Genomic DNA, 26,841 nt, shown 5'->3' with positions numbered 1-26,841 from the left:
ACTTGATCTGTGATTCGAGCCTGTCAATTAAAATCTGCCTCACATGGTTTGATAACCACTTCATCATCTTAATCACCCAACTTTTCGAATAAACTTTAATAGCTTAGCTCTGTTAACATACTCTTAGTATGCCGAATTACGGGCTGCAAGCGATATAACGATTGTCTTAATTGTTTGCCTGATCCTCTCACTCTCAGGCCATTCCCATCATAACGATGCAATGGAAAAGGCGATTCCTTCCCATTGGGCTTCCTGTACTCTTTATCTCAGGAAAAACATACGAAAAAGGACAACCCCGATGGGTTGCCCTTTTTCAGTATTAACATTTGCAAAGTTAAACCAATGCTTCGACGCGCACCGGAACCTGGATCTTTTCATGCAATAATTGAGCAATATCACGAGTCAGTGCGTCCACATTCTCCTGCCGGGTTGCCCAGCTGGTACAAAAGCGCACCGCACTGTGTGTATCGTCAACCTTTTCCCAGAAGGAGAAGGTATAATCATTCCGTAATTTCTCAAGCAAAAGATTGGGCAGAATCGGAAACTGCTGGTTGGTTGGTGAGTCATACAGGAAGCGTACTCCCTGCTGTTCGAGTGAATCATGAATTCTCAACGCCATATCCACGGCATGATGGGAAATCTCAAGATACAGGCCGTCTTCGAACAAGGTTTCGAATTGAATCCCCAGCAATCTGCCTTTGGCAAGCAGGCCACCTTTTTGTTTGATCATATAACGAAAATCTGGTTTGAGCGCATCATTCAGGATAACGACCGCTTCACCCATCAATGCCCCAATCTTGGTTCCGCCGATGTAAAATACATCGCACAAGCGCGCAAGATCAGCAAGTGTCATATCGCAATCTCGGGAGGCAAGTGCATATCCAAGGCGTGCTCCATCCACGAAAAATGGAAGACCACACGCTCTGCTGACTGCGTGCAATACTTGCAATTCTGCCTTGCTGTACATCGTTCCGTTCTCCGTTGGCTGAGATATGTAGACCATGCCTGGCTGCACACAATGTTCCGGTGACGACTCGTTCATGTGCGCATCATAGACTGCCTTAACCTGTTCAGGCGTGATCTTTCCGTCCTCGCTTGGGACCGTGAGTACCTTATGACCCGTTGCTTCAATAGCTCCAGTCTCATGAACCGCAATGTGTCCCGATGTCGCTGCAATCACACCTTGATATGGACGCAAAATAGAGGCAATCACTGTTGTATTCGTCTGTGTACCGCCAACCAAGAAATGAACATCAGCCTGCTCGTTGTCACATGCCTGACGAATAAGCATTCTCGCCCGTTCGCAATGCTCATCCGTGCCATACCCGCTTGTCTGTTCCATGTTGGTATCCATCAGTTTTTGTAAAATGCGTTCATGCGCACCTTCGTTATAGTCACATTCAAATCGTATCATCGTGTTGTCTCTCCTGCCTTCTTGTTCAACTTCTCTTGTATGTTCATCATGGAGGTGTATACCTCTTGAATCTCTTCTTCATTGAGGTCTTGCATTAATTTCAGGATCTGTTGATCGGATCGATCATTCAATTGGGCATATAGTTCCTCACCCTTGGATGTCAGACGAATCAGACTGACCCGGCTGTCAGCCGCAGAATTCACTTTCACCAGCAGACCTTCCTTGGATAGCTTGTTCACAATTCGGCTCATGTAACTGCGATCAATGGTCAGTGTATCCACCAGATTGTTCGCGATGCTCTCTCCCCGAATTCCAATCTCAATAATGACCCGTACTTCAGCAAAGGAATACCCTGTTCCGAGAATATGCTTGTCGAGTACACCAAGTATGTTGGTATAGAAACGGTTAAAACGTCGCATGTCAGCCAGAATATCTGGATTTATGTACTGAGAGTCGATGTCAAACCCTCCTTTTTAGTGGACATTGTCAACATTATAATAATCAGGTTAGTGGACGTTGTCAACATTATATTCTGCATAGCATTTATAACTTCATTAGTCATCCAAACCAAAAAGCCGCGCATATGCGCGGCCTTCTGGGGATAACATGATCGGAAGGTTGTTCTGTCATCGGAGTGGCCAGTGTAAACATTCTATAGTCCATTTTATATGGATTAAGAGTGACTATATTGCACCTGATGAAGACGGCTGTATATACCTCCAGCGGCGACCAGTTCCTCATGGTTACCCTGTTCAGCGATGCCATCTGTGTTCACTACGATGATTCGATCCGCATTCTTAATCGTTGTCAATCGGTGTGCAATCACAAGTGTCGTTCTACCCACCGACAATTCAGCGAGTGATTGCTGAATAAGTGCTTCCGTTTCCGTGTCCAGTGCAGAGGTTGCCTCATCCAGAATAAGAATGGGTGGATTTTTCAAGAACATACGAGCAATGGATAACCGTTGCTTCTGTCCTCCGGATAGCTTGACTCCACGCTCGCCAATGACCGTATCCATGCCGTCCGGCAACGTAAGAATCAATTCCTCCAATGAGGCACGGCGAGCGGCATCCCAAATCTGTTCGTCCGTTGCACTCAGGTCACCATAAGCAATATTCTCCTTAATGGTACCCGAGAACAAAAATACATCCTGTTGAACGATCCCGATATGCTTACGCAACGATTGAAGCTTAACATCCCGAATGTCCACACCATCTACAGTGATTCGCCCCTCTTCTACCTCATAGAATCGCGGAAGCAAGCTGCAAATGGTTGTCTTACCTGCGCCTGACGGGCCAACAAATGCAACGGTTTCCCCAGGTCGGACAGTCAGACTGATATCATTCAAGATACGCCGACTCGATTCATATCCGAACGAGACGTTCTCGAAACGAATATCGCCCTTCACACTTTCGAATTCCACGGCGTTTTTGTTATCAGCAATTTCAGGTTCTGTATCAATGATTTCCAGATACCGCTTGAAACCAGCGATGCCCTTTGGATAACTTTCGATGACTGCGTTAATCTTCTCGATAGGACGGAAGAAGATATTCGACAGCAGCAGGAAGGCCATAAAATCACCCATATTAATTCTGCCGTCAATATAAAACCAAGCCCCGCTGATCATGACAAATACCGTAACCAGTCGCATCATCATATAACTGACCGAGATACTTTTTGCCATCGTTTTGTAGGCAAGCAGCTTGGTTTTACGGAAATTCTGATTGTCTACAGCAAAAAGCTCTTTCTCGTGTTCTTCGTTGGCGAATGATTGCACAACACGCATGCCACCAACATTGTCTTCAATGCGCGCATTGAAATTGCCGACGTCTCCGAAGAGTCTTCGATACGTCTTCGTCATACGGCCACCAAATACGATAATAACCCAAGCCATAATTGGGATAATGATAAAGGTAAGCAGCGCAAGCTCAAGATTAATGTTAGCCATCAGCCAGAACGATCCGATTAATGTCATCACTGCAATGAACACATCTTCGGGTCCATGGTGAGCAACCTCGCCGATATCGTTCAGATCATTCGTAAGATGACCAATCAAATGACCTGTTTTGCGATTATCGAAGAACCGGAAAGACAGCTTCTGCAAGTGAGCGAACATCTTCTCACGCATGTTGGTCTCAATGTTAATGCCCAGCATATGTCCCCAGTATGTAACGACATAGTTCAATACCGTATTAAGTGCATAGATGGATAACAGCACAATACAGGCAAGCAAAATAAGAGGCCAATCCTGACCTGGCAACAACTCATTAATGAATTTACTGACGGCAAGGGGGAAAGCCAACTCCAGAAGACCTGCAAGTACAGCACATCCAAAATCAATCAAAAACAGTTTTTTATAAGGACGATAATACGAAAAAAAACGACGAATCATACTTATTCACTCTCACTCTCCAGATTCTTATTGGGACTTACATCTTCATTTTGCAGTTCGAAAAGATGGACATACTCGTCGATGACCTGATCAATGGCTTTCAACTCCCCACTGATTATCGGACGAATATGTTCATACTCCTCCTGACCAAGTTGTCTGGCGAGCGTTGTTCTTCGATTCTGCATCTGCTCCAGAAATACAAGAATCCGGCCGCGGCGGAATGTTTGCGCACCATGGCCCCGTTTTCCCTGATGTTCTCCATGCCCTCTGCCACGTCTGGAACGCTCTCCACGTTGCTCGCTGTCACTCATATCACGTTTCGGACGCTCACCTTGACGTACACTTCCATCGATTTCATTCAGATCACGATCTCTCATTTTTGCCACCCCCATTACGTGTATACATATGTATACAACGCATTCATGTATACGATTGTATACGCGATAAAAAGAAGTGTCAACCTAAATTTTCCAATAAAGTAACTGCGCTCGTATGTTCATCATCTCTTGAACAGAAAAAAGCCGCGATTTCGCGACTTCTTTTGTTTTTCACTATTTTTACTCCTCCGAAAATCCTCATCTTCACTGCACCAAATCTATTGTTACTATTTCAATGAAATTTCAAATGTGGAATCCACGTCACCTGCAAATACAATGCGGCCGTTTTCTGGTAAAACAACCTCATTCTGACCGCTGACTACGGTGTGATTAATACAAATGCCCTTTTGATCATATACGGCAAAGGCACCATTTGAAGGCAGTTTAACGTTCATGACTTTACCTTTCACCGTTGACGGTATAGAAAACCATTTGGCGTAACCGTCTGCTTGAATCGTTGTTACAGATTGTTTGCCCGAATAGAGTCGTTGTACAAGTTCCTCACTGGCGTATATGCTACCTACAGCTGTGATGTACTCCACTCCATTTTTTTCGGCGAAATAAATCTCCTTGGTATCACGTCCAGCCATACCAGGGATCTGAAGCTCAGTGACTGCTTCGTTTGCTCCAATAATCTTAATATTGGACACATACCCCGGAGTCTCTTTATCAGTATGAATAGGGAGAATTGGTGACGAATTCAGATAAACCGTTGATGTATATTTCTCATTCACCACGTAATATCTTTTACCTTCACGTTTTTCCCATGAGGTGGCAATATCCTGAGATAATTCATTGGCTTCCAGCTTCTCCGCTGTATATTCGGAGAAAGCCAACTGCCCAAGTCCTGGCAAGGATATATAAGATCGAGACCACAGATAAGTACGTCCATTCTTCTCCGTAACAAACTTCAACTTTTCTGTGCCTTTATCGTTAACAAAAGTACCATCCGTTGTATATGTGTATTCTTGAGCCGGATTACTCGGAGCTGTGAGTGTGGACACAGTCATTTGTCCAGCATGATTCATTTCAATCTTCTTAACCGAATTATTGCTGCCATATATACCTGCATCCGTGGATATTTCTTTAGGTATATCTGACTTCACTGGCACGCCAAACGATTTCTCCGGCTTTCGTTCTGTAATAATACCCTTTTCCTCAAGTGCGCTGAGTAATAATTCACTAGCAATGAACTGATCTTTGGCACTTGTCCCACCTGATGAGGTAACAGCTGCAGCCAGATTGTATTCCGGAAGTACGATTAATGAGGAGTGATACGATATGGTATCCCCACCTTTGGTAACAGCCTTGATGCCATATTCACTGAATGGGTACAAGTTCACACTATCCCACCCTAACCCGTAAGATATAGACGTATCGCTATCTTCCGGCCACATGCCCCTTTTGTATTCTTCTTGCGCCATGGCCTCTACCGACTTACTGGAAAGAATGCCTTCGACCTCTCCCGTGAAAATTTGTGAGAATTTCACCAGATCTTCAGCTGTGGAATAAATGCCTCCAGTAGCGATGATATTATAATTCTCTTGAGGAAGCTGCCCTTCAACCAAAGGAGAATAGATTCCCGCCATTGCTGCCGGATCAACCACATCCTGCGGTGTTTTGGTATGTTTCATGTCCAGGGGCTCTGTAATATATTTGTGTATAAATGCAGTAAAGCCCATGCCACTAACCCTTTCGACCAGAATCTCCGCTAATGTAAAACCATCATTACAATATACGGAGTATTCTCCTGGATCGGCTTTCAGATTCTGTAGCGCCAATTGATCCAGAAATGTGTCATGTGAATACGTGTCATTATCCCCGTACAATGTAGCATTGCTTCCGGAGCTGCCCAGCAGACCGGAGGAATGATTCAACAGCATGCGTGTTGTAATTTGTTTGTATCGGTTATCTTTCATTTTAAAGTCAGGGATATAGTTCACAACAGGCTTATCCAAATCAATCTTGCCTTCGTCAACCAGCTTCATTACAGCAGTGGTAAGTACCATTTTACTGGTTGAACCAATGCCATAGATCGTGTTCGAAGTAAGAGGCACCTTGTTATTTATATCGTTCTTGCCCGTTTGACCGGACAACACAATCTCTCCAGCATCGATTAAGGCATATTGCACACTGGTCGTATCGTACGTCTCAGTAAGGATCTTCGCTTTCTCTGCTACTATTTTCTTGGTTGGTTCATACGTCAGATCGCTGTTGTTACTCGTAGCTGGTGTGGCCATGACTGACATTGGAGCTAACATCATTAACACCAGAGTTAAGGCGGTGATTGAAGTTCGTTTTCCCGTTTGTCGTCCCATTCACATCATCTCCTGAGTTTCAATTAGAGTTCTTTCGGATCTACAAATTTCACCTCTGGGTAGATGTCGCTCGGCCCCTGAATCAGGTTTCCACCCGTTCCTTTCAATTGCTTGTTAAAGAAATCGAGTACATATTGATTTACGATGCTTGATCCTCTTTTACCATTGATCTCTCCTGTGATCCCGGACAGTTTAATCAGTTCTGAATAAAATTGAAGATCCGTGAAATTGAAGTGCTGGGTTCCTTCTATATAAATCACATTTCCCCCATGTTCAATAACATTTTTCATAATGTGCAGCTCGTCTGAAAGAAACTTAGTTACCTCGTCATTCGAATTTCTATCCTTTTCAAAATTGGCTAACCAGTCTTCAAAATTTCCCGATCTGATAAACATAAATGGCTTGTTTATATCATCTCTATCCTCTACTTCATTCAGTGACCCATCCATATTAACCCCGGCCTTGATTCGATGATCTAAATACGTTGCATTAAACGCCGTTGCACCCCCAAAAGAATGCCCCATCGCACCGATGTTATCTACATCGATTTTTCCTTTAAACTGACTTTCAATTGCACCTGAATTCAGCTTTTCAATTTGATCAATTACAAACTCCACGTCTTTTGTCCATATATCGCCAACTTCTCTGCGGTCATCTATGGTTGTCATCTTTGTTGTATAACCCGTTACACGGCCATCAGGAAAAAGGGTAGCAAACGTGCTGTACGTATGATCGATTGTCACTACGATAAATCCATGACTGGCTAGATTCTCCGCCTGTGATGCCTGTAGAACTCTACTGGTTCCCATACCATGAGATAGCAGCACCACTGGATAAGGACTAGTAGAAGGTAATATTTCTACATTTTCATAAGAGTTGCTATGACTATACTTCCAATAGTTGAGCACAAATTCAGGCAGTTTCAAAGAAGCAGAGAAGCTCTGAATATACGTTTTGAACATTTCTTTATTATTTGGAAACAGCGTGTCACGCTTCTTGTTATTCATATTTTCAGTTGGGTACCATAGTTGAACCATTAATTCCCTCTGATCACTTTGATCATCAGTCAAGATTTCATCTCTGTTCTGATCTATAAAATGGAAGGTTTGAGTACCCACTTTCTCTGGACCCTCCGGCTTCGGCAGATCAAAGACAGGTAAGTATACCGACAAAAGGGTAGAAGCAACAAGCAGAATGACGATTAGGGAAGATAAACTATACTTCAACACCTTACCTATTTTTAGATTCACCATTTTTTCGGAATGTCGGAGTAAAACGATGATTATGAATAGAGCCGTCATGATATATACCAAAAGCAACTGCCATCTGTATCCTTCAACCAATAAGTGAGCTACGAGTATGACGCTGCTTCCTATACCTATACCCAAGCCTATTTTCTTTGTGCTTTTTTTAATGAATAGCAGGTCTACGAGTAAAGTGAAGCAGGATAGAACTAAAAGTATCTCAAATAATCTCATTTTGAATGCCTCTCTCTTTCATCACGGACATCGTCCGAATTAGATATTTACTTTGCTTCGTTCATAAAAGCTCTAAAGTCTTCAGCAATTTTTTTGAATTGAGTATGGTGTAAATAATGTGAACCATCCATTGTGATTACTTTCCCATGTACCGAATTTTTGATCTGCCCTTCATGCAATGGGATCCATCCTTCTACCCCTTCATTATTCGCTTGTACAAAGAGAAGAAGTGGAAGTTCTTTAGGGAAGCTTAAACCTTGAGCACCTTTAAAATTGGAATAAATATGGTCCATCTCGTTTAATGACGTGGGATTGTACATGTTTTTGTTCGAGATCATTTTCATCTGCTCAACCGTCTGTTCATCGAACGCAAGTCCCTCATAGGGGTCTGCACCCACTTTCATCATTAATCTCAAGAGACCTGTATTTCTGAGGAAAGCGAATGTTTTTAATGGAAACTTTGCATCTGTAATACTTGGTTGGGTGGATACACTGCTATCAATCCCGACAAAGGCAGTTACCTCATCCGGATATTTGTTCACATAATCAATGCCGTAAATGCCCGCAATGGAGTGACCCATGAGCATGTACTGATGAATATCAAGTTGTTGCAGAGCTTCATGAATTTCACTTACGATATTCTCCGTGGTTCTTTCTTTTTCAGTTTCGTCACTTAATCCATAACCGAATGGTTCAACAGCAACAACTTTGTAATATGGTGATAATTGATCAATAAGCAACTTGAAATCAAGCACTGGTGTTGCTGTTCCATAACCAGGCAGAAGCACGATTGTTTCCTTGCCTTCACCTTGAATGAGCACATTCATATTTTTTCCGTCTACAGATACATGCTGACCGTAAGACTCAATCTTTTTCGCCTCAGAATTACTGCTGATTACATTTGTGATATAAACAATACCTAGAAACAGAACAATGGCAATTAAGATTGCTCCTAGTATTTTAAGTATAATATTTCGTACCTTCTTGACCCTGGTTCTATTCTTGGCTTTCTTGCCTACTGGTTGTGTCACGCTGATCTTCTCCTGTCCTAAACTGGTAGTTGGGTATTCTTCTTTGCCGCTAGTGAAATCTTATCCAATGAACATGTACTCTCCGTGACGACAATATGAACTGAGTATGAACAAGTTAATTAATATTACTTTTGCGCCATAAAACTCATGAATTTTTCAGCGATTTCTTTGGCATGGGAACGGTATAGATAATGATTTGCTTCCAGCAGTACCATTTCACCACGCGCAGAGTTCTCTATTAACTTCTCGTGTTCGGGAACCCAATTGTTCACTACAGGATGATTCTTTTGAACAAAGAAAAGAACTGGGAGATCAACCGGGAACGTTAACTTCTCAGCTGTTTTAAAATTCGAATACATGCTTACAATCTCGTTTAATTGAGTTGAATTAAACATGTTCTTTTGTATCAAAATGTTCAATTGTTCTTTGGTTTGTTCATCATACGGTAGCCCAGCATATGGATCATCACTCATTTTCAATTGCAAACGCGGGAAACCCAAGTTACGGTACCATCTAATCGGGACGATTTCTGATGCTTCAACCTTTTGTTCACTAATCGCTGGAACACTGGTGTCCAGCCCAACGTATGCACTTACTTCATCTGCATATTTGTTCACATAATCCAGACTATAGATCCCTGAAATGGAATGCCCCATCAAGATATAACGATTAATATGTAGACTCTGTAACGCTTCGTGTACTTCACTGACGATATTTGCCGTACTGCGTTCCCTTTCGGTCTGATCACTTAATCCATAACCAAAAGGTTCCACCACGACGACTCTATAATATGGAGTTAACTCCGAGATAAGTGGCTTAAAATCAAGTGCAGGTGATGCTGTTCCAAAACCCGGCAGAAGCACAATCGTTTCCTCGCCTTCGCCTTGAATGAACACATTCATATTTTTCCCATCCACGGATACCTGTTGACCATACGGCTCCATTCTTTTTTGCTCCGAATAACTACTGATTTTATTAACGGTATATACGGTAGCTACAAAAAGTAAAATTGCTAAAATGATTGCGGCAAGCACTTTTAACAAAATGCTTAACACTTTTTTTGTTTTGCTCTTAGTCCGCACTTCTTTGTCTGTTTGTTGATTCACATTCATCTGCTCCAATCCTCATCTGTTATTGGCCTAACAAATTGCTAATGCAATCCTAACCAACAAAGATGTACTCCCTATGACCTTAATATGAACGGAGTATGAACAAGCAAAAAAAAGCCATGTATAACATACAAGGAAGCTTGCATGTTATACATGGCTTGAAAATATTGTTTAGACACTTGAATGAATATTCTATACCTCAGATTATCCGAAAAAACTAATTATCGGTTGGTGGATGGATTGGCAACGTGATAATAAAGGTTGTGCCTTGACCAGGTTCACTTTCCACTCGGATGTCACCCTGATGAAGAGACACGATCTGTTTAACAATTGCAAGTCCCATACCACTCCCGTCATATTTACGACTGTGGGAACGATCCGCCTTGAAAAAGCGCTCAAATATACGCTTCTGGTCTTCAAGGGGAATACCGATGCCCGTGTCGGACATTCGGATAGTCACATTTTTGATATCCTCTTCGATACGGACTTTAATCATACCGCCATCCTTGGAAAACTTGATGCTATTTCCGATGATATTTGTCCATACCTGATTTAACTGGTCGTGATCAGCCGTTACCTTCACGTTCTCCAAATCAAGCTCGAAATGAATATTGCGTGCAGACCATTGTGGCTGAAGTGCCACAATGACCCGCCGGATCTGTTCATCAAGGCTTAAGGTATTGAGCCTCAGTTGCTGTGACTGCGATTCAAGCAAACTCAGCTTGAGCAGGCTATCGCTCATTTTGGACATTCGTTTTGCTTCAGAGATGATGATATCCAGGTAACGGTTTCGCTCTTGTTCTGAGAGGTTTACCTGCTTCAGTGCCGAAGCGTAACCGGATATCGAGGTGAGTGGAGACTGAACCTCGTGCGAAACATTCGTAACGAATTCCCTGCGCATCTGCTCTAACTGCTGCAGATCGTGCATCATCTCTTCAAAACTGCGAGCCAACGTACCTATTTCAGTCTTTTGCGTGATGTTCAGCTTGACATTGAAATCTCCAGCTGCAATCCGTTTGGTCGCTTTGGTCAATTTCTTGATTGGTCTCACCAGGTATACAGAAGCAATCAGAATCAACAGACTTCCTGCAATCAACGAACAGCTTGCAAAGATTAAGCCAAACTGGACTACAAAAGAGGCGGAGGGCGGTGCGAGTGTTTCCAAAAACATCGCTTTTGTACCCATTTCCGTCTTGATCGGTAGCCCCAAAAGAACGGTAGCGATCCCCTTGGGTGTGTCTTGAACAACCCCTCCATTTAACACTTTTTTGAGTTGCTCCATCGATACAGCAGCTGATTTATGTCCATTGAGCTTCCCATAAGTGTGGAGTTTGCCCGTTGCATCATAAATTCGAATATGATATGAATCAAGCTGTTTCATATTACTAACGAATAATTCTGCTTCATCCAGAGGCATCGTCTTATATATCTGCACTACGTCTTGGCCAAAGTTGCGTATGTTAATTCGGGCATTTTCGTTCAATTTATCTTCAAATATCCAGGTTGACATAAAAAAAGAAATAACTGTACCCGCGATGACAGAGATCAGAAAGGTGAGCACCACACGAATGTATAATGATCTGATCATTCATGGACCTCAAGTCTGTATCCTAGCCCACGCACCGTTTCGATCCGAAAATCAGTTGTCGTCGCGAATCGTTCACGCAGGCGCTTGATATGTACGTCTATCGTTCGATCATCTCCGGCGTAATCAATACCCCATATCTGATCAATTAACTGCTCACGTGTGTAGACTTGGCCAGGTGTTCCAGCAAGCTTATACAGCAATTCGAACTCCTTCAGTGGCAAAGTAAGCGATTCTGTACCTCTCGTCACCTTATACGTCTGACGATCCAGAATGACGTTGCCAAACTGGATTGTGTGTGTGGAGCCAATTTTATATCGTTTCAGTAATGCTCGGACACGTGCGGTAAGCTCCAATGGATCAAACGGTTTGGTCAAATAATCATCCGTACCCAATTCGAATCCTTTCACCTTCTCCCAAGTCTCTCCTCTCGCCGTCAGCATAAGTAACGGGAGATCCGGATTGGCTCTGCGGAGTTCCTTGCATAATGCCCAGCCGTCCATAACAGGCATCATAATATCAAGCACGACCAGATCCACTGGCGTCTCGCCGTACACAGTGAGAGCTTCCTTACCGTCCGCAGCTTCCACCGTCGTGAATCCATCGTTTTTGAGAAAGAGACAGACGAGTTCGCGAATGTTCGGATCGTCGTCCGCAACGAGTATAGTAGCCATAGATTTTTCTGTCCTCTCCGATACGTTTGAATATATAGTTCAACTTATAGTAAATAGTGATACATCCTGCTCATTGTATATCCACAGCAAACATCGTATGTTCTTTTAACGTTCCCTGGATTGGAATAGGCTGTGACCCATTCTCCTTGAATCCTGCCTTTTGAAGGACACGGATGGAGCCTGTGTTTTCTGGTACAGCACCCGCTTCGATTCGAGTAATTTCAGTTTCATGTTTGGCAAACTCCAGCACACATTGCAGGGCTTCGCTCATATACCCTTTTCCTTGATGTAGAATATCCGTCACATAACCAACGATCCATTTTGGGGTAGAATCCATTATGATCTCGAACAAAGAAATCTCACCGACGAGTTCATCCGTTGTATGTAGAAAAATACCAAAAGAATAGCGGTTTCCGTCTTCTCTTTTCTTGTTCCAGCTCTCAATGAGTGACCTTTGCCCCTCCAAGCTATAGAAAGACTCCTCCCGATTACTCGCGGAGATTTTCTCGATTTCCGTACGATTTCGAACCTGCAGATCCAGAAGCAATGAAGCATCTTCCACATTCCAAAATCTCACATAGATACGTTCTGCGCTGTATTTCATTACATTACTCCTCCTCTATTAACGTTAGGTGCAATGGCCTGCATTTCCCCTGTCATATCCCCCCTGTTTGCTGTCCATTGTTCAGTGGATTGTAGTTTGATTATATCAGGTCATTGTAAGAGTACGAGCGAATCAACGAGAATTGTTTAGCCAGGAAATGAGGTGAATAAGGCATATCGTTACGCAGCCAGGCGACAATGGTACCAATCAAGGCCGAAGAACCGTACCAGATGGCGATCTCCTTGTGAATGCCGGATTCTTCGAGTTCATCCTCCATTTCCACCCGATCAATTTTGGCTTTGACCAGCGTACTCAACAATTTGAGCAGTCGTTCTGTGAAAATGGGTGTGCGCTTCGAGGCAAGTACCACCTGATAGAACGAAGCGTTCTCCGCAAAATGCTCCAGTAACTTGACCAGAACAGGCCATGCCTCTTCTGTTCTTTGCTTCTCAAAATGAGGGGCATATTCATCCACGATCCGTTCAATATGCTCAATCATCTCATCAGCCATCTTCTCCATCATATCCGTAATATCACGATAGTGCAGGTAGAAGGTTACCCGATTAATCGTCGCTCGTTCGGCAATTTTGTTCACTGACAACTTTTCAATATCCATTTCCTGCAGCAATTCAACAAATGCACCTCGAATTAACTGACGTGTTCGCAATATTCTTGGGTCCACGGTTGATTTCTTTTCATCTTTCATTCCCATCTCTCCTTTCAAAATTTTAAAATTACAATTTTAAATAATCAGTCGTTTATTAGTAAGACAGACTACACTTTTTATTTTTTTGTAAAATAAACAACGAAAACCATCCAAAACGTAAATTGTAATCTGTCCGAATATGTATATAATTCAATAAATACAATGTAAACTATACAACACGTTGTAAATTTAGTCACGTGTGGATTGAAAGGATGAAAAGGATTGAGTCAGGCTAGAGTACAAGATGAATTATCCGTAAAGAAAGGTCCCTTCCTGTTTATCATGATTTTGGGAGCCTTCCTTGCAACATTGAATCAAACGATCATGAGTGTCGCTACACCCGAACTGATGGGTGATTTTAACATCTCCGCAGCAACAGCCCAATGGTTAACGACAGGTTACATGCTGGTGAACGGGGTTCTTATCCCTATCACAGCCTACTTCATGCAACGCTTTTCAACCAAGCAATTATTCCAAGCTTCCATGTTTATTTTCCTGATTGGTACCATCGTATCCGCTCTTGCAACCAACTTCGGCACATTGCTGACAGGACGTATGATTCAGGCAGCAGGCGCAGGCATTATCATGCCGCTCTTGATGAACGTTATTTTGACCTTGTTTGCTCCTGAAAAACGAGGATCTGCCATGGGTATGGTTGGTTTCGCGATCATTTTCGCCCCTGCAATCGGGCCTACACTTGCCGGTTATATTCTGGAAAATTACTCTTGGCAAACGATGTTCTACGGCATGATTCCATTAACGCTTATTGTCATAGCCTTTGCGTTTGTATACCTGAAGAATGTATCCGAACGGGTTAGTACCAAGTTCGATACGGTCAGCGTGGTGCTGTCCACCATCGGATTCGGCGCATTGCTGTATGGCTTCAGCAGAGCAGGAAGTCTGGGATGGTCAAGTGCAGAAGTACTTATCTGTATTGCTGCTGGACTTGTTGCTCTAGGCCTGTTTACATGGCGTCAGCTCGTTTCAGATGCTCCCCTGCTTGATCTGCGGGCTTTCAAGTACAACATGTTCTCCTTGACCACCGTCATTAGTATCGCGATTACAATGATCATGTATGCTGACATGATGTTGCTTCCCTTGTACCTCCAGAACGCCCGTGGTTACACAGCGCTGGAGTCCGGATTATTACTCCTTCCGGGTGCTCTTGTCATGGGCTTCCTAATGCCTGTAGCCGGAAAATTGTTTGACCGATTTGGAGCGAAATGGCTAGCTGTTATCGGGATGGTGATCACCATCGTGACGACCATTGGTTTCATCGACTTAACGGACTCAACCAGTTATGGTTACCTGGTATTAATGTCAACCGGCCGCCGAATTGGTATGGCTTTGCTCATGATGCCGATTCAAACTGCTGGGCTTAACCAACTGCCAACAAGACTGGGTGCACACGGTACAGCCATCTCCAATACCGTCAGACAAGTTGCTGGCGCTGTAGGTACTTCATTGCTCGTAAGTGTCATGACCTCACGTACAACGGCACACGTACAGGATATGATGGCAACTGGTGCAGCCAATGGCCTCAGTCAAAAACAGTTGGCTACAGAATCCATGATACAGGGTATCAATGATGCGTATGTCGTTATCATCGGTATCGCTGTCGTGGGATTGATTCTTTCCTTCTTTATTAAACGTACCAAACAAGCCAAAGTGGAAGAAATCAAACAGGTTGTAAGACAAAAAGTTTCTATGAATTCAAATTAAGTTGTCCATCCTCATACATGCTTGCATAGCAAAGCGGCAGATCAAGACGTTCACGTCTGATCTGCCGCTTTTTAGGTTGTCCAATGATGAAGCTCATTACCTTAGCCAACGATCTTCACTGGCAGATGGGTCAACGACTGCCCCGGAGCTGAAGTGGCCAGATTATTCTCCAGATCAAAGGACTCCACGGGTTCAATCCGAGCAATCTTCTCCACAAATGCTGTCAAGGCAATGCTGAGTTCCATTCTTGCCAGCGGGGCACCTAGACAAAAGTGTGGGCCATTACCAAAGGTAAGATGTCTTTTATTATTATGACGATGAATATTTAACTCAAACGGGTTTTCAAACATCTGCTCATCCATATTGGCTGCACTCATCCAGGAGATGACAACATCTCCTTTTTTCAAGTCTACTCCGAGCAGTTGGTTATCCTGCTTCACTGTTCGATGCCGCTTGGCATTATGAAACCGATAACGAAGCATTTCTTCCACTGCTAGCGGTACCAACTCCGGATTCTGTCTAAGTTCTTCATACAGACTCGGGTCATCGTACAGGAAGGAATAGAATGTATTGGACACCATATGGCTCGTTGTCTCAATACCAGCTCCAAGCAAAAGCATGGTCGTGCGAACAACCTCATCTTCCGTGAACTTCTCTCCTTCAACATCAACACTCAACAGATCCGTAATGATATCCTCACCAGGATGGGTCCGTTTATGAACCACTATAGGATAGAGGAATTGATAATACTCTTGAGCCGCCGTCTGTTTTTTCAGTTCACTCTCCTCAGCAGTCTTCGGATCGGTGGGTTGAAACAGAATATCTACCCAGTTTTTAAATCGATGGCTGTCTGAAAGAGGGATGCCGAGCAGATCGGCCATAACCATCGAAGGCAGGGGAGCGGCCAGCGCCTGAACAATATCAATGGTCGTATCCGGCTTAATATCTGCTACGAGTTGCTGTGCAATGTTGCGAATTCGTGGCTCCCAGTTTTTCAGACTACGTGGTGTAAAAGCAGCGGATAACAACGAACGACTTTTTTGATGACGGGGCGGATCGATACTTGAAATGTTTAATTTATCCGGAGGTGTTCCTTCGTTATTCTTCGCTCCGACCGCAATGGTCGTTCGAGTTCCTTCAGCTGAAAAATACTCATGATTGCTCAGGACCTGCTTCACATCATCGTATCTGAACACATTCCAGGTATCTGTATCTTCGTGATAGTACACAGGATGCTCGGACAACATTTTTTGAAACCAGTGAAGTGGAAAAAACTCCTCAGATCTGGTCTGGAACCCTGTGATGTCCTCAACACGTATCACTTCTTTATACATTAGGAAGCCACCTCTCAGAATAGTTTCATGATTGGTTACATGGGTACCTGAATTGACAGTTCAGCACCTACATCCATTTTATACCATACGTTCATTTATTGGTATAAATCATTTGAACTAAATCACAAAAACCCCTTAAATAAGGGGTTTTCTTGTATACACAGCGTACATTTAATTGTCAGAGTTTCAGAAAACACGAGATATGAGCCTATCAATCGCCAAGTTTCGCCAATGCTTCCTCTAGCTGATCCAGCTGTGCAGAAAGGGTTTCAATCAAGTGCTGTGTTTGATTTGCCTTCTCCATTAAGACTTGCTCGTCCGAACCGTCTATCGTTGCATTACCGATTGTTGATGACTTCAATTCGGACAATTCGCGTTTGTATGTTTCCTGTTTCTCCAAAGCGATTCGCAGTTCTTCTTTAGTCGTACCGATCTGATGCTCCAGATATATGATGTCGGACGAGTTCACCCCATCGGATAAACGTTGTGAATATGTCATGACTCACCTCTTTCAATTTCATCCATTGCTTTGCTAACACTGTAGGGCTCAATATCGATATCCAATTCCATGCCAAGAGCTAGTTTCGCCAGTTGACTCCCGATAAATGGACCCATGGTCAAGCCAGAGGCACCAAGTCCATTCGCGGTAATTAGCCCCCGCCACCCTGGTACAGCTCCCATTACAGGCAGAAATCCAGGTGTGAACGGACGGAATCCCACTCGCACTTCCTGGAATGTACTGTTTGCAAGACCCGGTGCCAGTTCCATGCCTTTATTCAAAACCTCCTGCATACCTCCTGCAGTTACTCTTGTATCATAACCTTCCACATCATTTTCATGAGTGGCGCCAATGACAATCTTCTGTTGATCAAAGGCCAGGAGATATTGGTCAGACGGGGGCATAATTACAGGCCAGCGACCTGTATGCTCCTCATCCGTGACATGTAAATGCATAATCTGTGCCTTTTGATAGTGTACTTTAAAGTGTATGCCGAGAGGCTTCAGCAGTGTATTGGCCCATGCACCTGCACATACAACGACTTCATCTGCTAGAAAGCTTTGATCATTAACACTAACACCAATGACCCGATCCGCTTCGAATTGAAGCGTGGCGTCTCCATGGATCACTTTCGCTCCATTCCGCTGTGCAGACCGGATCAAGGCATCGCGCAGCGCCCTCCCATCTATACGCGCAGCACCACTAATATGTACTGATTGATAACGTTCATCCAGTAGAGGAAAACGATCACGGGTTCCTTTGGCATCAAGAGGTGTGATTTCACCAATCTCCGGTGCATCTGCTTTGCGCAGGTGTGCCCGTTCTTCCATCTTGTTGATTTTGTCCTCATCCGTATGAATGCTGAGTGCGCCCACTTGAGCATATCCGGTTTCCGTTTCTCCTTCACCCTCAAGCTCCGCTATGATGCCAGGGTAGAATCGCGCGCCAGCCTTGGCAAGCTGATACCAGTCCTGGTTGCGTCGCTGTGACAGCCAAGGACAGATGATACCGGCAGCTGCATCCGTTGCCTGTCCTATATCTTTTCGGTCTATAATGATAACTTCTGCGCCCCGTTTGGCTAATTGATAGGCTGTTGATGCCCCCAGAATACCCGATCCAACTACGATGACTTTCTTCATGTTTGCATCCCTTTCCTTAATCACTCATCCATTATAGCGTATACTGTTTCGCATTCTGTTGGCAAGGCAGGCGTACTTTCAGGTCCAGTAATAGAGGCTGATTAGACCACTGTTCATACTCATTCATCAAAGAAATAATTGTTGAAACATTTATATGAAAACGTTTTATATATTGCCCGTCATTCAATTAAAATTATTCCATTTATGTAATATAATTCTTTCTAGGTTTCTTTTAACTCTGTAACCACGCCACTTACGCACATGATCCTTTAACGAAAAGAGGAATAACACGACGATGCCGAAACCTAGCATGGGGAATCCGCTGGATACCGATATGCCGCTCATGATTACAGGGCAAAACCAGTTGACCGTTGATGAATTGATGAATTGGAGCGACCATTCACGGGATTACAGCATTGTACAGTGCATCGGAGGAACAGGGCGAATCGCAGCTAAGAATCATGAATTTTCGATCAAAAAAGGGACCGCTCTTATTTTGTTTCCGGAGGTAACCTACCGTTACCACAATCTGAGTGATTCATTACGATTTGATTGTCTGTCTTTCAATGGCTATTTATTACCACGATTCTTGCATACCTTGCAGATCGGGGAGCTGCGCGCCTTCAAGCCGGATGGAATGCTTCATATCCTGTTGCATGAAATTACGTTGGCGCTGCAGTCCCGGCACAAGGATCAGATCTGGCACGTATCTGCATTACTGTACATGCTTTTGGTCAGATTAACCATTGAAGGTAAACGCTATAGTGCTTACGAACGTTCTGATGCCCGATTAAGATTGGATGAACTCATTACTTTTATCAAACAAAATTATCATCAGGATATCTCTCTCCCCATGTTGGCTGAACAGATGGACGTAACCGAACAACACCTAAATCGGATATTCAAAAAAGAATTTCAAATGACTCCACTGGAGTATCTGATGCGATATCGGTTGTTGAAAGCCAAGGAAATGCTCATTGAAAATGATGCAACTACGGCTCATGAAATAGCCAAAGCCGTTGGTTTTAACAGTGCCAGTTACTTTGGATCGGTGTTCAAAAAATACGAAGGGATCTCCCCGATCGAGCTGCGCAAGCAATATCTGGATTAGAGAACCTCCATATCAATCTCGGCCAGCGAGGATAACCGCAGCTCATGCATGGCGAATTCCAGACCACGCGTTACCTCGTTAGGCACGATGATGCAACGAATACCTGCGGCATTGGCTGCCTTCAGTCCGTTAGGTGAGTCTTCGAACACAATCGCTTCCGAAGCCTTGATTCCCAGACTCTGGAGAGCAAGAAGGTATAGTTCAGGATCAGGTTTGACTCTCTTCACATCTTCCGATGTATGAACAACTGTGAAATAATCAAAAATGTCTAATTTCTGCAAGTAACCATGAACCCAGTCTCGTGTGGAGCTGGAAGCAACGGCAAGCTGAATCCCCTTTTCCCTCGCAGACTGAAGCAACTCATACACCCCAGGAAGAATAGCCGCCTGTCCCAAATAGGTTTCGTATTTCTGTTCAGACAGCAGTTTGATATGATCATGATCTATCTTTTTTTGGAGCGCTTGCTCCAGATACAGAAATGGATGAAATTCCTCAAAGGATGTCCCCACATTTTTTGACCATAGGTCCAGACCAAGTTCAACTCCGTGCTCTTCATAAATATCGCGAAACGCATAGTACCAAGGTGTCTCTGTATCGACAATGAGTCCATCAAAATCAAATATAAATGCTTTTACCATGAACCTGTTCTCCCTCCAATGATCGGCCGGGGGAGCGGATTAGAAGCGTGCGGTCAAGTCCGGATGAGTAACATTCACGGATAAAAAGTGACACGTACAGCCCGTTCCAGTCGGCGACTGAACAACTAACCCAGCTCGAAGTTCCCCTTGTATCGGCATGCCGAAATAACGAATTAGTTTCCACTCATCCCCATCGGGTGAATAAAAGAATGATATGCAGCCCTCTACTTTGCGTATACGCAGATAGGGATTAGGTACGGAGACTTCAACCGAATTACAATCATCGGATGAACCATCACGTGTCACCACCGACACGATGGTAGGCACTTTTCCATCATACTCAAAACAAATTTTGCACCAGTTAAGATCATCCGCCATCACCATCAGGCATCCGGAATCATATTGATTTTTCATATCTACGGTTAACTGGGTTGTGATTTCGAAGTCGCCAGGTACAGGCATGGACAGGAAGGGTGCAGTTGCACGAATATGCTTGCCCGCAGGGTCCTGGAAAAAGTCAGTATCCGCTTTCGCTTCCACCATCACACCTCCCTGATCCGTATAGGACCAGCTCTCGGGCTCGTTCATCCAACTCCACTGATTCCGTGCTTCTGTTGTCATTATGTTCGTCATTCCGTATCCTCCCAAGTTAAGTTAATTTTTAGTTTTTTCTGTACTACATATTCGATTCATATACAGAAATCCCCTTCTTCTACATATTTTTGTAAGGTTCCAGCACTTGGGAGTGCTTTTGTGGATCAGGCAGGAAGAACATGATGACCATGAGTACGATATATAAACCAAGAATGACACTGAACAACAGTGTTGGATTGTGATGGTAAAGCAAGCCCGTCAGGTAACCGGATGGAATGGCTGTTAACGTCATAACCGTCTGCACGGCTGAGAACATGTCGGCTTTTTCATGCGTACCCAATCGGTTCATCAGCAGGGAATCGCGGTACGTCTGCAAAATGAAGTTACCCGCAGCGAGCACGATTAGTGTGAGAAACAACATTCCTATATTCCCCACTGGAATCAACAAAAAGAGAATGGCCCCGGCTGTACTAAGCACAATGGAAAAACCAACATACTTCTCTTCCGAACGCCGTTTCAGTCGCGGAATGATGACCAGATAGAGCAGCATGACAGTGACCGCAGTCACCACTGGAATAAACGATATAACACGGTCATCGAATTTCAACTGCTCCTTGAAGAAAATGACCTGAAAGAAATTCAGCTGAAGAATCAGATTGGACAACACCGTAATCAGAATGATCGGGAATAGTCTCCGTTTGTAGAACGATTTGCCGAACAGGCGCAGACTGGCACCCAAGCTCTGAAGTACGCGGGTTTTACTATGCAATCCCATAAGTTCCTTGCCGACCTCAGTCTCATCCGTGTACCGGTTCCGAATGAAGAACATGGCGGTCATGAGGATGCCCCCGACAAAGTAAATGCTCGCCAGTGTAGGTACAATCCCGAAATCAGCTATAACAACTCCTGCAATTGGCGTAAGTACCCCGGCTCCTGTAATAATCATATTGAGAATAGCAAATACCTTGGATCGTTTGTGTTCCTCGACATCCTCTATGATCAGACAGTTAAAGGCAACCGTTACAAACTTCGATGTTGCGTTCAGTAAGTAGGCGATCAGAAACAGCCAGAAGTTCTGGGAGAAAGCCCAGATGAACATGGGAACACTCCAGGCAAGCAGATCGAAGATCAACGTTGTTCGTTTCCGTCCCAGCTTATTCGTGATGGAACCCGCAAACAACTGAAAGATAAAGGCAAAATAAAGATTTACCGAATTGATTAAACCGATTTCAATGTCCGAAAGTCCGGCTTCCTTCATATATAAAGGAGCGTAGAAGAGAACGATCGTACCTGGAATGGCCCATACTGGTTCGAGTAAAATGGAGTAGCGTGGATTCTTCGGCAAATCTTGAAGCAATTTCAATCGATATCCCTTCCTTCTGCGGTTTTCACCGCTGCGAACTCCAACTTCTCGCAGCGGCAAACCCGCTAATGTCTACATGCTTAGAGTACCTCTTATAGGATAAGAGCTGTTTTGACTGAATTCATCGGCAACTTCTCTCCGGTATGCATGTCATAACCAATCGTTCCATTAAAGGCCTGTTCATAATCACTCAGCAGTTCCTTGGCTGTCACCATCTGTTCCAGTTCCGGAATGCTTTGGGCAAATTTCAGTGCCGTACTGATCATCGAGTGATTAGCAACTGCTCCGATGATACTAATGCCATCATTAATCACGGCTGTTGATTTGAATGTCACCTCATAGCTGTCGTCATATCCCATAGGAATAATTTTGCCACCTTTAGCAATCATCTCAAATCCCACATGAAGCTGGTTACCAACCGCGTCCACCACAATATCAAACTTCTTGTTATTATTGATCTCGTATACTTTATCCAGTGTCAGATCCTGAGGATAGAACACATGATCTGCGATCCCTGAAGCGAACTCTTTGCGGTATGGATCAACTTCTGTGCCTACAGTAAGCCTTGCCAATCGTTTGCTCACAAGCTGACACAGGGAACCGATTGCACCTGAACCGAGGACCAGTACGGAGTCACTTGGCTTAGTCCCTGCTTTCATGAACGTCTGAAGCACACATCCCAGTGGTTCGATCATCATGGCCGTTTCCCAACTCATGGAATCCGGGATGGCATAGATATACTTTTCGTCCCCAACAAAATATTCAGCAAAGGTTCCGTGTGTCGTCATCCCTACTTGATAGTCATCAAAATTCTCGCAGTAGATGAACAGACCTTCGCGGCAATAGGAACAGGTTCCGCAAGATTGCGTGGGATCAACCAATACCCGATCGCCGATCTTGAAACCACGAACTTCATCCCCCACCTCAACGACGGTACCCACGCCTTCATGACCAATGATCGTCCCTTTATTGGCAGGTACTTTGCCTTTGACAATATTCAGATCTGTACCGCAGATACCTGAACCATAGATTTTAATCTTAACTTGATTCGGCTTTTGAATGGTTGGCTCCTCAATCTCCTGATAAGTCACCTGTTTGAGATCCTGATATACGAGTGCTTTCATTGAATAATTCCTCCTAGTCGATTGTCGATTTCTAATTTATGGATTAAGCTTTAAACGTTTTCGAAAGTTGCATCGAATGAAGATGTTCCTGCTTCTGAATTTCTTTCCAGTCTGACAGGATCTGTAACAGAGCTTCCTCGACCCACAGCAATTCTTCCCGTGTATGGGCATCCGAGAAAATCAAGTAACCCTTGGTGAAGATGCCGAAGTGAGCCATTCTCTTCACCATGAACTCGCGGAAAGGATCCGTTTGGAAGTTATCCTCGGCCAAGGATTGAATGCAGAAGCTTGCATACGTCCCCTTCACTTCCAATTGATCTGTTAATCCGAGTAATACAAGTTCAGATTCCAGACGATCCATGATCCGGGTTGCCGGATCACGCCAGGTCGGCCATACTTTCGCATTCTTCATTAATCGTTCACAGGCAATGGCTGCCGCGAGCGCTGTTGTTTCGCTGGAATGGGCATTGCTGAATCGTACCTGTCCCGACAGAGACATCAAGTGCTCTGGCCCCAAAACCGCTGCGAGCGGTAACCCGTTTGCCATACCTTTGGAGATACAGAGCAGATCAGGCCAGATGTCATATTCTCCTGCTGTAGCACGTTTGCCCATTCGAATACCGGAAGTGACCTCATCGAATATGATAATGATGTCCAGAGACCGGCATAGGTTTACGACTTCCTCCAGTGCGTCCCTTTTCCACTCGTTGGGACATAAAACAATACATGCGATATCCTCGGGAGATGAGGTAATCTGGGCCTCAATTCGCTCCGCAGTAGGTTTGTTGACCCAGATTGTCGAACGCTCGATATCTAATGGAATGCCCCGTTCTTTCGTTTGGCCACCATAATAGCCGTATGCGGACCAATCATGCCACCCATGATAAGCCGTCGCAATAACCTTGCTTTTGCCACTTGCGGCACGAGCAAGTCGTACGGCCCCACTCACTGCATCGGCACCACTCTTGGTGAAGCGCAGCGACGGATAACGACCCTCGAACCGCTCCAGAATTAACTCGGCGCATTCAAGCTCGATGTCGGCCGGAACCGAAAAGCTTGTCCCTTTTTTCAGCTGGTGAATGACGGTTAGTTGGACTTCATGCCTCGCATGGCCCCAAGACGCCGTACCCATGGCCATTTCGCAATCCAGCCATTCATTACCGTCGATATCTGTAAATCGGGATTTGTAAGCCTCTGCACAACATACGGGTGTATGCCCCGGAAATAAACGTTCAGGTGCTTTGGCTAAAGTGCTGCATCCGCTCGGAATTACCTTTTCGACTTGCTCCAACCACTCCAGATTACGGGTAAATCTTACGGCACGATCGAGCGTGCTCTCTTTTTCTTTCACCTTAAGTACCTCCCTGTTTATTTTCGTTGTGCGTGAATTATCGAACTTTGGTTCCAGGCCAGCATCCATCGTAGATGCGATCCATCGTAATTACATTGCCGTACAGATCAATGATCAGATCCTTGGCTCGATGAGCATGTCTCATCTCAATCCAGTAGCGGTTCTCTAATAAACGGGCGAAATTGTCTACCAAAAACAGTAACCGGTTCTCACTATGAATCAGTTCCTTACCCAGTACCTGTGGCAGCCAGATGGCCCCATTGGAATTAAAGCGATTGGAATAGTCACGTACCTCGGTTACATTGGCAAAGTCAGCTTCCTCCAACTTGGTCCAGAATGTATCCGCATCACTGCGAACCTCAGCAAGGTCAATGCCAACAATCGGCAGATGCTGGTATTCAACTTGACTCTCTAGCTGCGCTTTCAGATGACTGAAAACGAAAGGCCACACATCCGCCTCGATTTGACCGCCCCACTTTTTCCAGAAGCGTGCCAGATTATTCTTGCGGTTGAAGTTCCGGTGAATGCCGCTGCTGCGTTCCCAGTGATATGCTTGAATATTCGGATTAATGACCGTATCGTATCCGGCAGCTCGTGCCCGCATCTGATAATCAAAGTCCTCGTACCCATTAAAGAATTTCTCATCGAGGTTGCCGATGGTCTCGTAGACCTCCCGCTTCATGCCGAACATGGCGAACACCACCAGTTGAACAGAAAAGGTTTCTTTCGGGATATCATCAGGGGATGCGTTCAGGAACAGGTGTCGACCGATGGTGTCTGCAAAAGCAATGCCGCAGTGCTGCACGCCTCCGGTTTGCGGATACAACAGAACGCCTCCAATCATGCCAATCGTAATATCGCTGTCCAGTGTCTCTTTCATCATGGGTTGCCAATTCGGTTGAAGAATGGTATCGGAATCCAGGAAGAAAATGTACTCTCCCTTGGCAAGACTCAGTGCGCTATTAATCGACACGGCGCAACCAAGTGGAAAATCATGCTGAAGAATCTCGATGGTCACACCTTCTCTTACTTCTTGCTTCAGTTTATCCAGATGTTGAAAGACTGCTGAACCGGAACCGTCGTTGATGAAAATAATCTGAGTGGATGGGCTTACCGTCCGGAGCAGCGAATCTGTGAACAGGTTCAAAATGTTATAGTCCTGGTTGACTGGCACAATAATGGTGTAAAGCATGGAATCCCTCCTGATTTGGTTGATGGAATGAGTACTTGAACTGATGTTGAACTGCATAATTGCAGGTAGTTCTGCCCGACCTCCTCGCTTGAATATTTTGTCTTTATTTGGTAATGATTTGAATCTACTAGAAATTTATATCATTTTTTGTAAACTTGAAATCTTAAATTCTGAACCCTGTTAATATTTGAATATTAGTAAAAATCAAGTCCATGATGCTTGTGCATTGAGAAACGCTGGTGCGAACACAAAAAAACACCCTCAAATAGTCTGCGTATCTAACGATACGATTGACTTTTTGGGGGTGTTTTCGCTATTAAAATCTGATGTTTTTGCTTTTATTGGCGCTGACCTAGTGCTGCTTAAACCCATGATAAAACGTGTCTACTACAAGCGCAGGGGCTGCTTTTCTCGCGATATGACCACTTACAACCTGCTGCCACGTCAGGAACATGATGGAATACAGCACATCGACAATCCAGGTTTTATCAAGATCGGAGCGGAAATAACCTTTCTGTTGTAACAGACCGACCGCATGCAGTACCGGTTCTCTCAGTTTCAGATCTGCTCCCTCAATCTCTGGATTATAGTTAATGGTGGTGTCATGAGCCAGAAAATATATTTTGTCGCCTAATGGAATCAGCGCCTCAATCAGCTCAGGTATGTACTTTTCACAGTGCTCTTCATCCAGTTGAATTTGTTGCATGGTCTCACTGACCACCTCGATTGCGCGTAATCCCAGATGAACCATGAGCTGTTCACGGCTCTCCACATATCGATGTAACGTAGCGATTCCGATTTTTGCTGATTCTGCAATTTCATTCATGGAAGCATTCGGTTTTTCAATCAATAATTTAGTGGCCTCGTCCAAAATGGAATTGAGCCTGGTTTGTTTGATTGTAGTCATTTCTTTTCTCATTGTATTACACCTCTTGGTGAGTATTGTTCAACAATTGATCTGTTCATCCATCATATGATTGGATTAGACTATAAAATTATAGCATACTTCCTCACCATACCAATGTGTGTGTGTGCAGCAAACAACTTTTATATGGTTGATGAGATATGAGATTATGTAAAGTTTAA

At 44.2% G+C, this 26,841-nt stretch carries 24 protein-coding genes; 2 read left to right on the top strand and 22 right to left on the bottom strand.

Features of this window, described 5'->3' with window-relative positions; all coding sequences use genetic code 11:
- Positions 1 to 334: 334 nt before the first annotated feature.
- The 12 genes from NKT06_RS14055 to NKT06_RS14000 all read right to left on the bottom strand — a co-directional run bounded on the left by NKT06_RS14055 (position 335) and on the right by NKT06_RS14000 (position 13,688).
- The gene (locus NKT06_RS14055) at positions 335 to 1,414 is read right to left on the bottom strand and encodes a threonine aldolase family protein (protein WP_253435224.1); all 1,080 of its coding nucleotides are present in this window, start codon (positions 1,412 to 1,414) and stop codon (positions 335 to 337) included.
- A complete protein-coding gene (locus NKT06_RS14050) occupies positions 1,411 to 1,833 on the bottom strand; it encodes a MarR family winged helix-turn-helix transcriptional regulator (RefSeq protein WP_253435221.1) in 423 nt (140 codons plus the stop codon). The genes NKT06_RS14055 and NKT06_RS14050 overlap by 4 nt, the downstream gene beginning before the upstream one ends.
- A gap of 254 nt (positions 1,834 to 2,087) precedes the next feature.
- Positions 2,088 to 3,806 carry an ABC transporter ATP-binding protein gene (locus tag NKT06_RS14045; protein WP_091016502.1) on the bottom strand — a complete coding sequence of 573 codons (1,719 nt, stop codon included), beginning with the start codon at positions 3,804 to 3,806 and terminating at the stop codon, positions 2,088 to 2,090.
- 2 nt (positions 3,807 to 3,808) lie between these two features.
- Positions 3,809 to 4,183, bottom strand: a complete 375-nt coding sequence (locus tag NKT06_RS14040; RefSeq protein WP_253435218.1) for a hypothetical protein — start codon at positions 4,181 to 4,183, stop codon at positions 3,809 to 3,811.
- Between the two features lie 227 nt (positions 4,184 to 4,410).
- The gene (locus NKT06_RS14035; protein ID WP_253435215.1) at positions 4,411 to 6,501 is read right to left on the bottom strand and encodes a serine hydrolase domain-containing protein; all 2,091 of its coding nucleotides are present in this window, start codon (positions 6,499 to 6,501) and stop codon (positions 4,411 to 4,413) included.
- Between the two features lie 23 nt (positions 6,502 to 6,524).
- Positions 6,525 to 7,979 (bottom strand): alpha/beta hydrolase family protein, encoded by a 1,455-nt coding sequence (locus tag NKT06_RS14030; protein WP_253435211.1) that lies wholly within the window; start codon positions 7,977 to 7,979, stop codon positions 6,525 to 6,527.
- A 47-nt stretch (positions 7,980 to 8,026) separates the two neighbouring features.
- Entirely contained in the window at positions 8,027 to 9,016 is a 990-nt protein-coding gene (locus NKT06_RS14025; protein WP_253442560.1) for an alpha/beta hydrolase, read from the bottom strand.
- Between the two features lie 119 nt (positions 9,017 to 9,135).
- A complete protein-coding gene (locus NKT06_RS14020) occupies positions 9,136 to 10,122 on the bottom strand; it encodes an alpha/beta hydrolase (RefSeq protein ID WP_253435207.1) in 987 nt (328 codons plus the stop codon).
- A gap of 214 nt (positions 10,123 to 10,336) precedes the next feature.
- Positions 10,337 to 11,707, bottom strand: coding sequence for a sensor histidine kinase (locus NKT06_RS14015; RefSeq protein ID WP_253435204.1), 1,371 nt, complete (start codon positions 11,705 to 11,707; stop codon positions 10,337 to 10,339).
- On the bottom strand, positions 11,704 to 12,378 hold the full coding sequence (locus NKT06_RS14010) for a response regulator transcription factor (RefSeq protein WP_253435201.1): 675 nt from the start codon (positions 12,376 to 12,378) through the stop codon (positions 11,704 to 11,706). The genes NKT06_RS14015 and NKT06_RS14010 overlap by 4 nt, the downstream gene beginning before the upstream one ends.
- 70 nt (positions 12,379 to 12,448) lie before the next feature.
- Positions 12,449 to 12,982 carry a GNAT family N-acetyltransferase gene (locus NKT06_RS14005; RefSeq protein WP_253435198.1) on the bottom strand — a complete coding sequence of 178 codons (534 nt, stop codon included), beginning with the start codon at positions 12,980 to 12,982 and terminating at the stop codon, positions 12,449 to 12,451.
- Between the two features lie 100 nt (positions 12,983 to 13,082).
- Positions 13,083 to 13,688: a TetR/AcrR family transcriptional regulator gene (locus NKT06_RS14000; protein WP_253435195.1), complete on the bottom strand. Its 606-nt coding sequence runs from the start codon at positions 13,686 to 13,688 to the stop codon at positions 13,083 to 13,085.
- Between the two features lie 282 nt (positions 13,689 to 13,970).
- Between NKT06_RS14000 and NKT06_RS13995 the strand changes: the two genes are divergently transcribed.
- Positions 13,971 to 15,410, top strand: a complete 1,440-nt coding sequence (locus NKT06_RS13995) for a DHA2 family efflux MFS transporter permease subunit (protein ID WP_253442557.1) — start codon at positions 13,971 to 13,973, stop codon at positions 15,408 to 15,410.
- A gap of 101 nt (positions 15,411 to 15,511) precedes the next feature.
- On the opposite strand, the gene NKT06_RS13990 is transcribed toward NKT06_RS13995, so the two are convergent.
- From NKT06_RS13990 to NKT06_RS13980, 3 genes are all read right to left on the bottom strand, one after another.
- On the bottom strand, positions 15,512 to 16,744 hold the full coding sequence (locus tag NKT06_RS13990; protein ID WP_253435192.1) for a cytochrome P450: 1,233 nt from the start codon (positions 16,742 to 16,744) through the stop codon (positions 15,512 to 15,514).
- Between the two features lie 211 nt (positions 16,745 to 16,955).
- Entirely contained in the window at positions 16,956 to 17,243 is a 288-nt protein-coding gene (locus tag NKT06_RS13985; protein ID WP_253435190.1) for a hypothetical protein, read from the bottom strand.
- Positions 17,240 to 18,382, bottom strand: a complete 1,143-nt coding sequence (locus NKT06_RS13980) for an NAD(P)/FAD-dependent oxidoreductase (RefSeq protein ID WP_253435187.1) — start codon at positions 18,380 to 18,382, stop codon at positions 17,240 to 17,242. The genes NKT06_RS13985 and NKT06_RS13980 overlap by 4 nt, the downstream gene beginning before the upstream one ends.
- 295 nt (positions 18,383 to 18,677) lie before the next feature.
- Here NKT06_RS13980 and NKT06_RS13975 point away from each other — a divergent pair, with 295 nt between their 5' ends.
- Positions 18,678 to 19,493, top strand: coding sequence for an AraC family transcriptional regulator (locus tag NKT06_RS13975; RefSeq protein WP_253435183.1), 816 nt, complete (start codon positions 18,678 to 18,680; stop codon positions 19,491 to 19,493).
- Here the strand turns inward: NKT06_RS13975 and NKT06_RS13970 are convergent.
- The 7 genes from NKT06_RS13970 to NKT06_RS13940 form a co-directional block, all read right to left on the bottom strand.
- Positions 19,490 to 20,131 carry an HAD family hydrolase gene (locus NKT06_RS13970; protein WP_253435180.1) on the bottom strand — a complete coding sequence of 214 codons (642 nt, stop codon included), beginning with the start codon at positions 20,129 to 20,131 and terminating at the stop codon, positions 19,490 to 19,492. The genes NKT06_RS13975 and NKT06_RS13970 overlap by 4 nt on opposite strands.
- A gap of 39 nt (positions 20,132 to 20,170) precedes the next feature.
- Positions 20,171 to 20,764, bottom strand: a complete 594-nt coding sequence (locus NKT06_RS13965; RefSeq protein ID WP_253435177.1) for a DUF1349 domain-containing protein — start codon at positions 20,762 to 20,764, stop codon at positions 20,171 to 20,173.
- 79 nt (positions 20,765 to 20,843) lie between these two features.
- Positions 20,844 to 22,088: an MFS transporter gene (locus NKT06_RS13960; protein ID WP_253435175.1), complete on the bottom strand. Its 1,245-nt coding sequence runs from the start codon at positions 22,086 to 22,088 to the stop codon at positions 20,844 to 20,846.
- Between the two features lie 92 nt (positions 22,089 to 22,180).
- Complete coding sequence (locus tag NKT06_RS13955) at positions 22,181 to 23,212, bottom strand: zinc-dependent alcohol dehydrogenase (RefSeq protein ID WP_253435172.1); 1,032 nt, start codon at positions 23,210 to 23,212, stop codon at positions 22,181 to 22,183.
- A 43-nt stretch (positions 23,213 to 23,255) separates the two neighbouring features.
- Complete coding sequence (locus NKT06_RS13950) at positions 23,256 to 24,563, bottom strand: aminotransferase class III-fold pyridoxal phosphate-dependent enzyme (RefSeq protein ID WP_253435168.1); 1,308 nt, start codon at positions 24,561 to 24,563, stop codon at positions 23,256 to 23,258.
- A gap of 37 nt (positions 24,564 to 24,600) precedes the next feature.
- A complete protein-coding gene (locus tag NKT06_RS13945; RefSeq protein WP_253435165.1) occupies positions 24,601 to 25,755 on the bottom strand; it encodes a glycosyltransferase family 2 protein in 1,155 nt (384 codons plus the stop codon).
- A 352-nt stretch (positions 25,756 to 26,107) separates the two neighbouring features.
- Positions 26,108 to 26,674 carry a TetR/AcrR family transcriptional regulator gene (locus tag NKT06_RS13940; RefSeq protein ID WP_253435162.1) on the bottom strand — a complete coding sequence of 189 codons (567 nt, stop codon included), beginning with the start codon at positions 26,672 to 26,674 and terminating at the stop codon, positions 26,108 to 26,110.
- Between the last annotated feature and the right edge of the window lie 167 nt (positions 26,675 to 26,841).

Origin of the sequence: Paenibacillus sp. 1781tsa1, assembly GCF_024159265.1 — a bacterium.
In the GTDB taxonomy this organism is placed as follows: domain Bacteria; phylum Bacillota; class Bacilli; order Paenibacillales; family Paenibacillaceae; genus Paenibacillus.
This window is presented reverse-complemented; position numbering and strand designations above follow the sequence as displayed.

Coding starts and splice junctions, on each gene's coding strand:
- NKT06_RS14055 (WP_253435224.1), bottom strand. CDS start 1,414: ATGATACGATTTGAATGTGACTATAACGAAGGTGCGCATGAACGCATT.
- NKT06_RS14050 (WP_253435221.1), bottom strand. CDS start 1,833: ATGCGACGTTTTAACCGTTTCTATACCAACATACTTGGTGTACTCGAC.
- NKT06_RS14045 (WP_091016502.1), bottom strand. CDS start 3,806: ATGATTCGTCGTTTTTTTTCGTATTATCGTCCTTATAAAAAACTGTTT.
- NKT06_RS14040 (WP_253435218.1), bottom strand. CDS start 4,183: ATGAGAGATCGTGATCTGAATGAAATCGATGGAAGTGTACGTCAAGGT.
- NKT06_RS14035 (WP_253435215.1), bottom strand. CDS start 6,501: ATGGGACGACAAACGGGAAAACGAACTTCAATCACCGCCTTAACTCTG.
- NKT06_RS14030 (WP_253435211.1), bottom strand. CDS start 7,979: ATGAGATTATTTGAGATACTTTTAGTTCTATCCTGCTTCACTTTACTC.
- NKT06_RS14020 (WP_253435207.1), bottom strand. CDS start 10,122: ATGAATGTGAATCAACAAACAGACAAAGAAGTGCGGACTAAGAGCAAA.
- NKT06_RS14015 (WP_253435204.1), bottom strand. CDS start 11,707: ATGATCAGATCATTATACATTCGTGTGGTGCTCACCTTTCTGATCTCT.
- NKT06_RS14010 (WP_253435201.1), bottom strand. CDS start 12,378: ATGGCTACTATACTCGTTGCGGACGACGATCCGAACATTCGCGAACTC.
- NKT06_RS14005 (WP_253435198.1), bottom strand. CDS start 12,982: ATGAAATACAGCGCAGAACGTATCTATGTGAGATTTTGGAATGTGGAA.
- NKT06_RS14000 (WP_253435195.1), bottom strand. CDS start 13,688: ATGAAAGATGAAAAGAAATCAACCGTGGACCCAAGAATATTGCGAACA.
- NKT06_RS13995 (WP_253442557.1), top strand. CDS start 13,971: ATGATTTTGGGAGCCTTCCTTGCAACATTGAATCAAACGATCATGAGT.
- NKT06_RS13990 (WP_253435192.1), bottom strand. CDS start 16,744: ATGTATAAAGAAGTGATACGTGTTGAGGACATCACAGGGTTCCAGACC.
- NKT06_RS13985 (WP_253435190.1), bottom strand. CDS start 17,243: ATGACATATTCACAACGTTTATCCGATGGGGTGAACTCGTCCGACATC.
- NKT06_RS13980 (WP_253435187.1), bottom strand. CDS start 18,382: ATGAAGAAAGTCATCGTAGTTGGATCGGGTATTCTGGGGGCATCAACA.
- NKT06_RS13975 (WP_253435183.1), top strand. CDS start 18,678: ATGCCGAAACCTAGCATGGGGAATCCGCTGGATACCGATATGCCGCTC.
- NKT06_RS13970 (WP_253435180.1), bottom strand. CDS start 20,131: ATGGTAAAAGCATTTATATTTGATTTTGATGGACTCATTGTCGATACA.
- NKT06_RS13965 (WP_253435177.1), bottom strand. CDS start 20,764: ATGACGAACATAATGACAACAGAAGCACGGAATCAGTGGAGTTGGATG.
- NKT06_RS13955 (WP_253435172.1), bottom strand. CDS start 23,212: ATGAAAGCACTCGTATATCAGGATCTCAAACAGGTGACTTATCAGGAG.
- NKT06_RS13945 (WP_253435165.1), bottom strand. CDS start 25,755: ATGCTTTACACCATTATTGTGCCAGTCAACCAGGACTATAACATTTTG.
- NKT06_RS13940 (WP_253435162.1), bottom strand. CDS start 26,674: ATGAGAAAAGAAATGACTACAATCAAACAAACCAGGCTCAATTCCATT.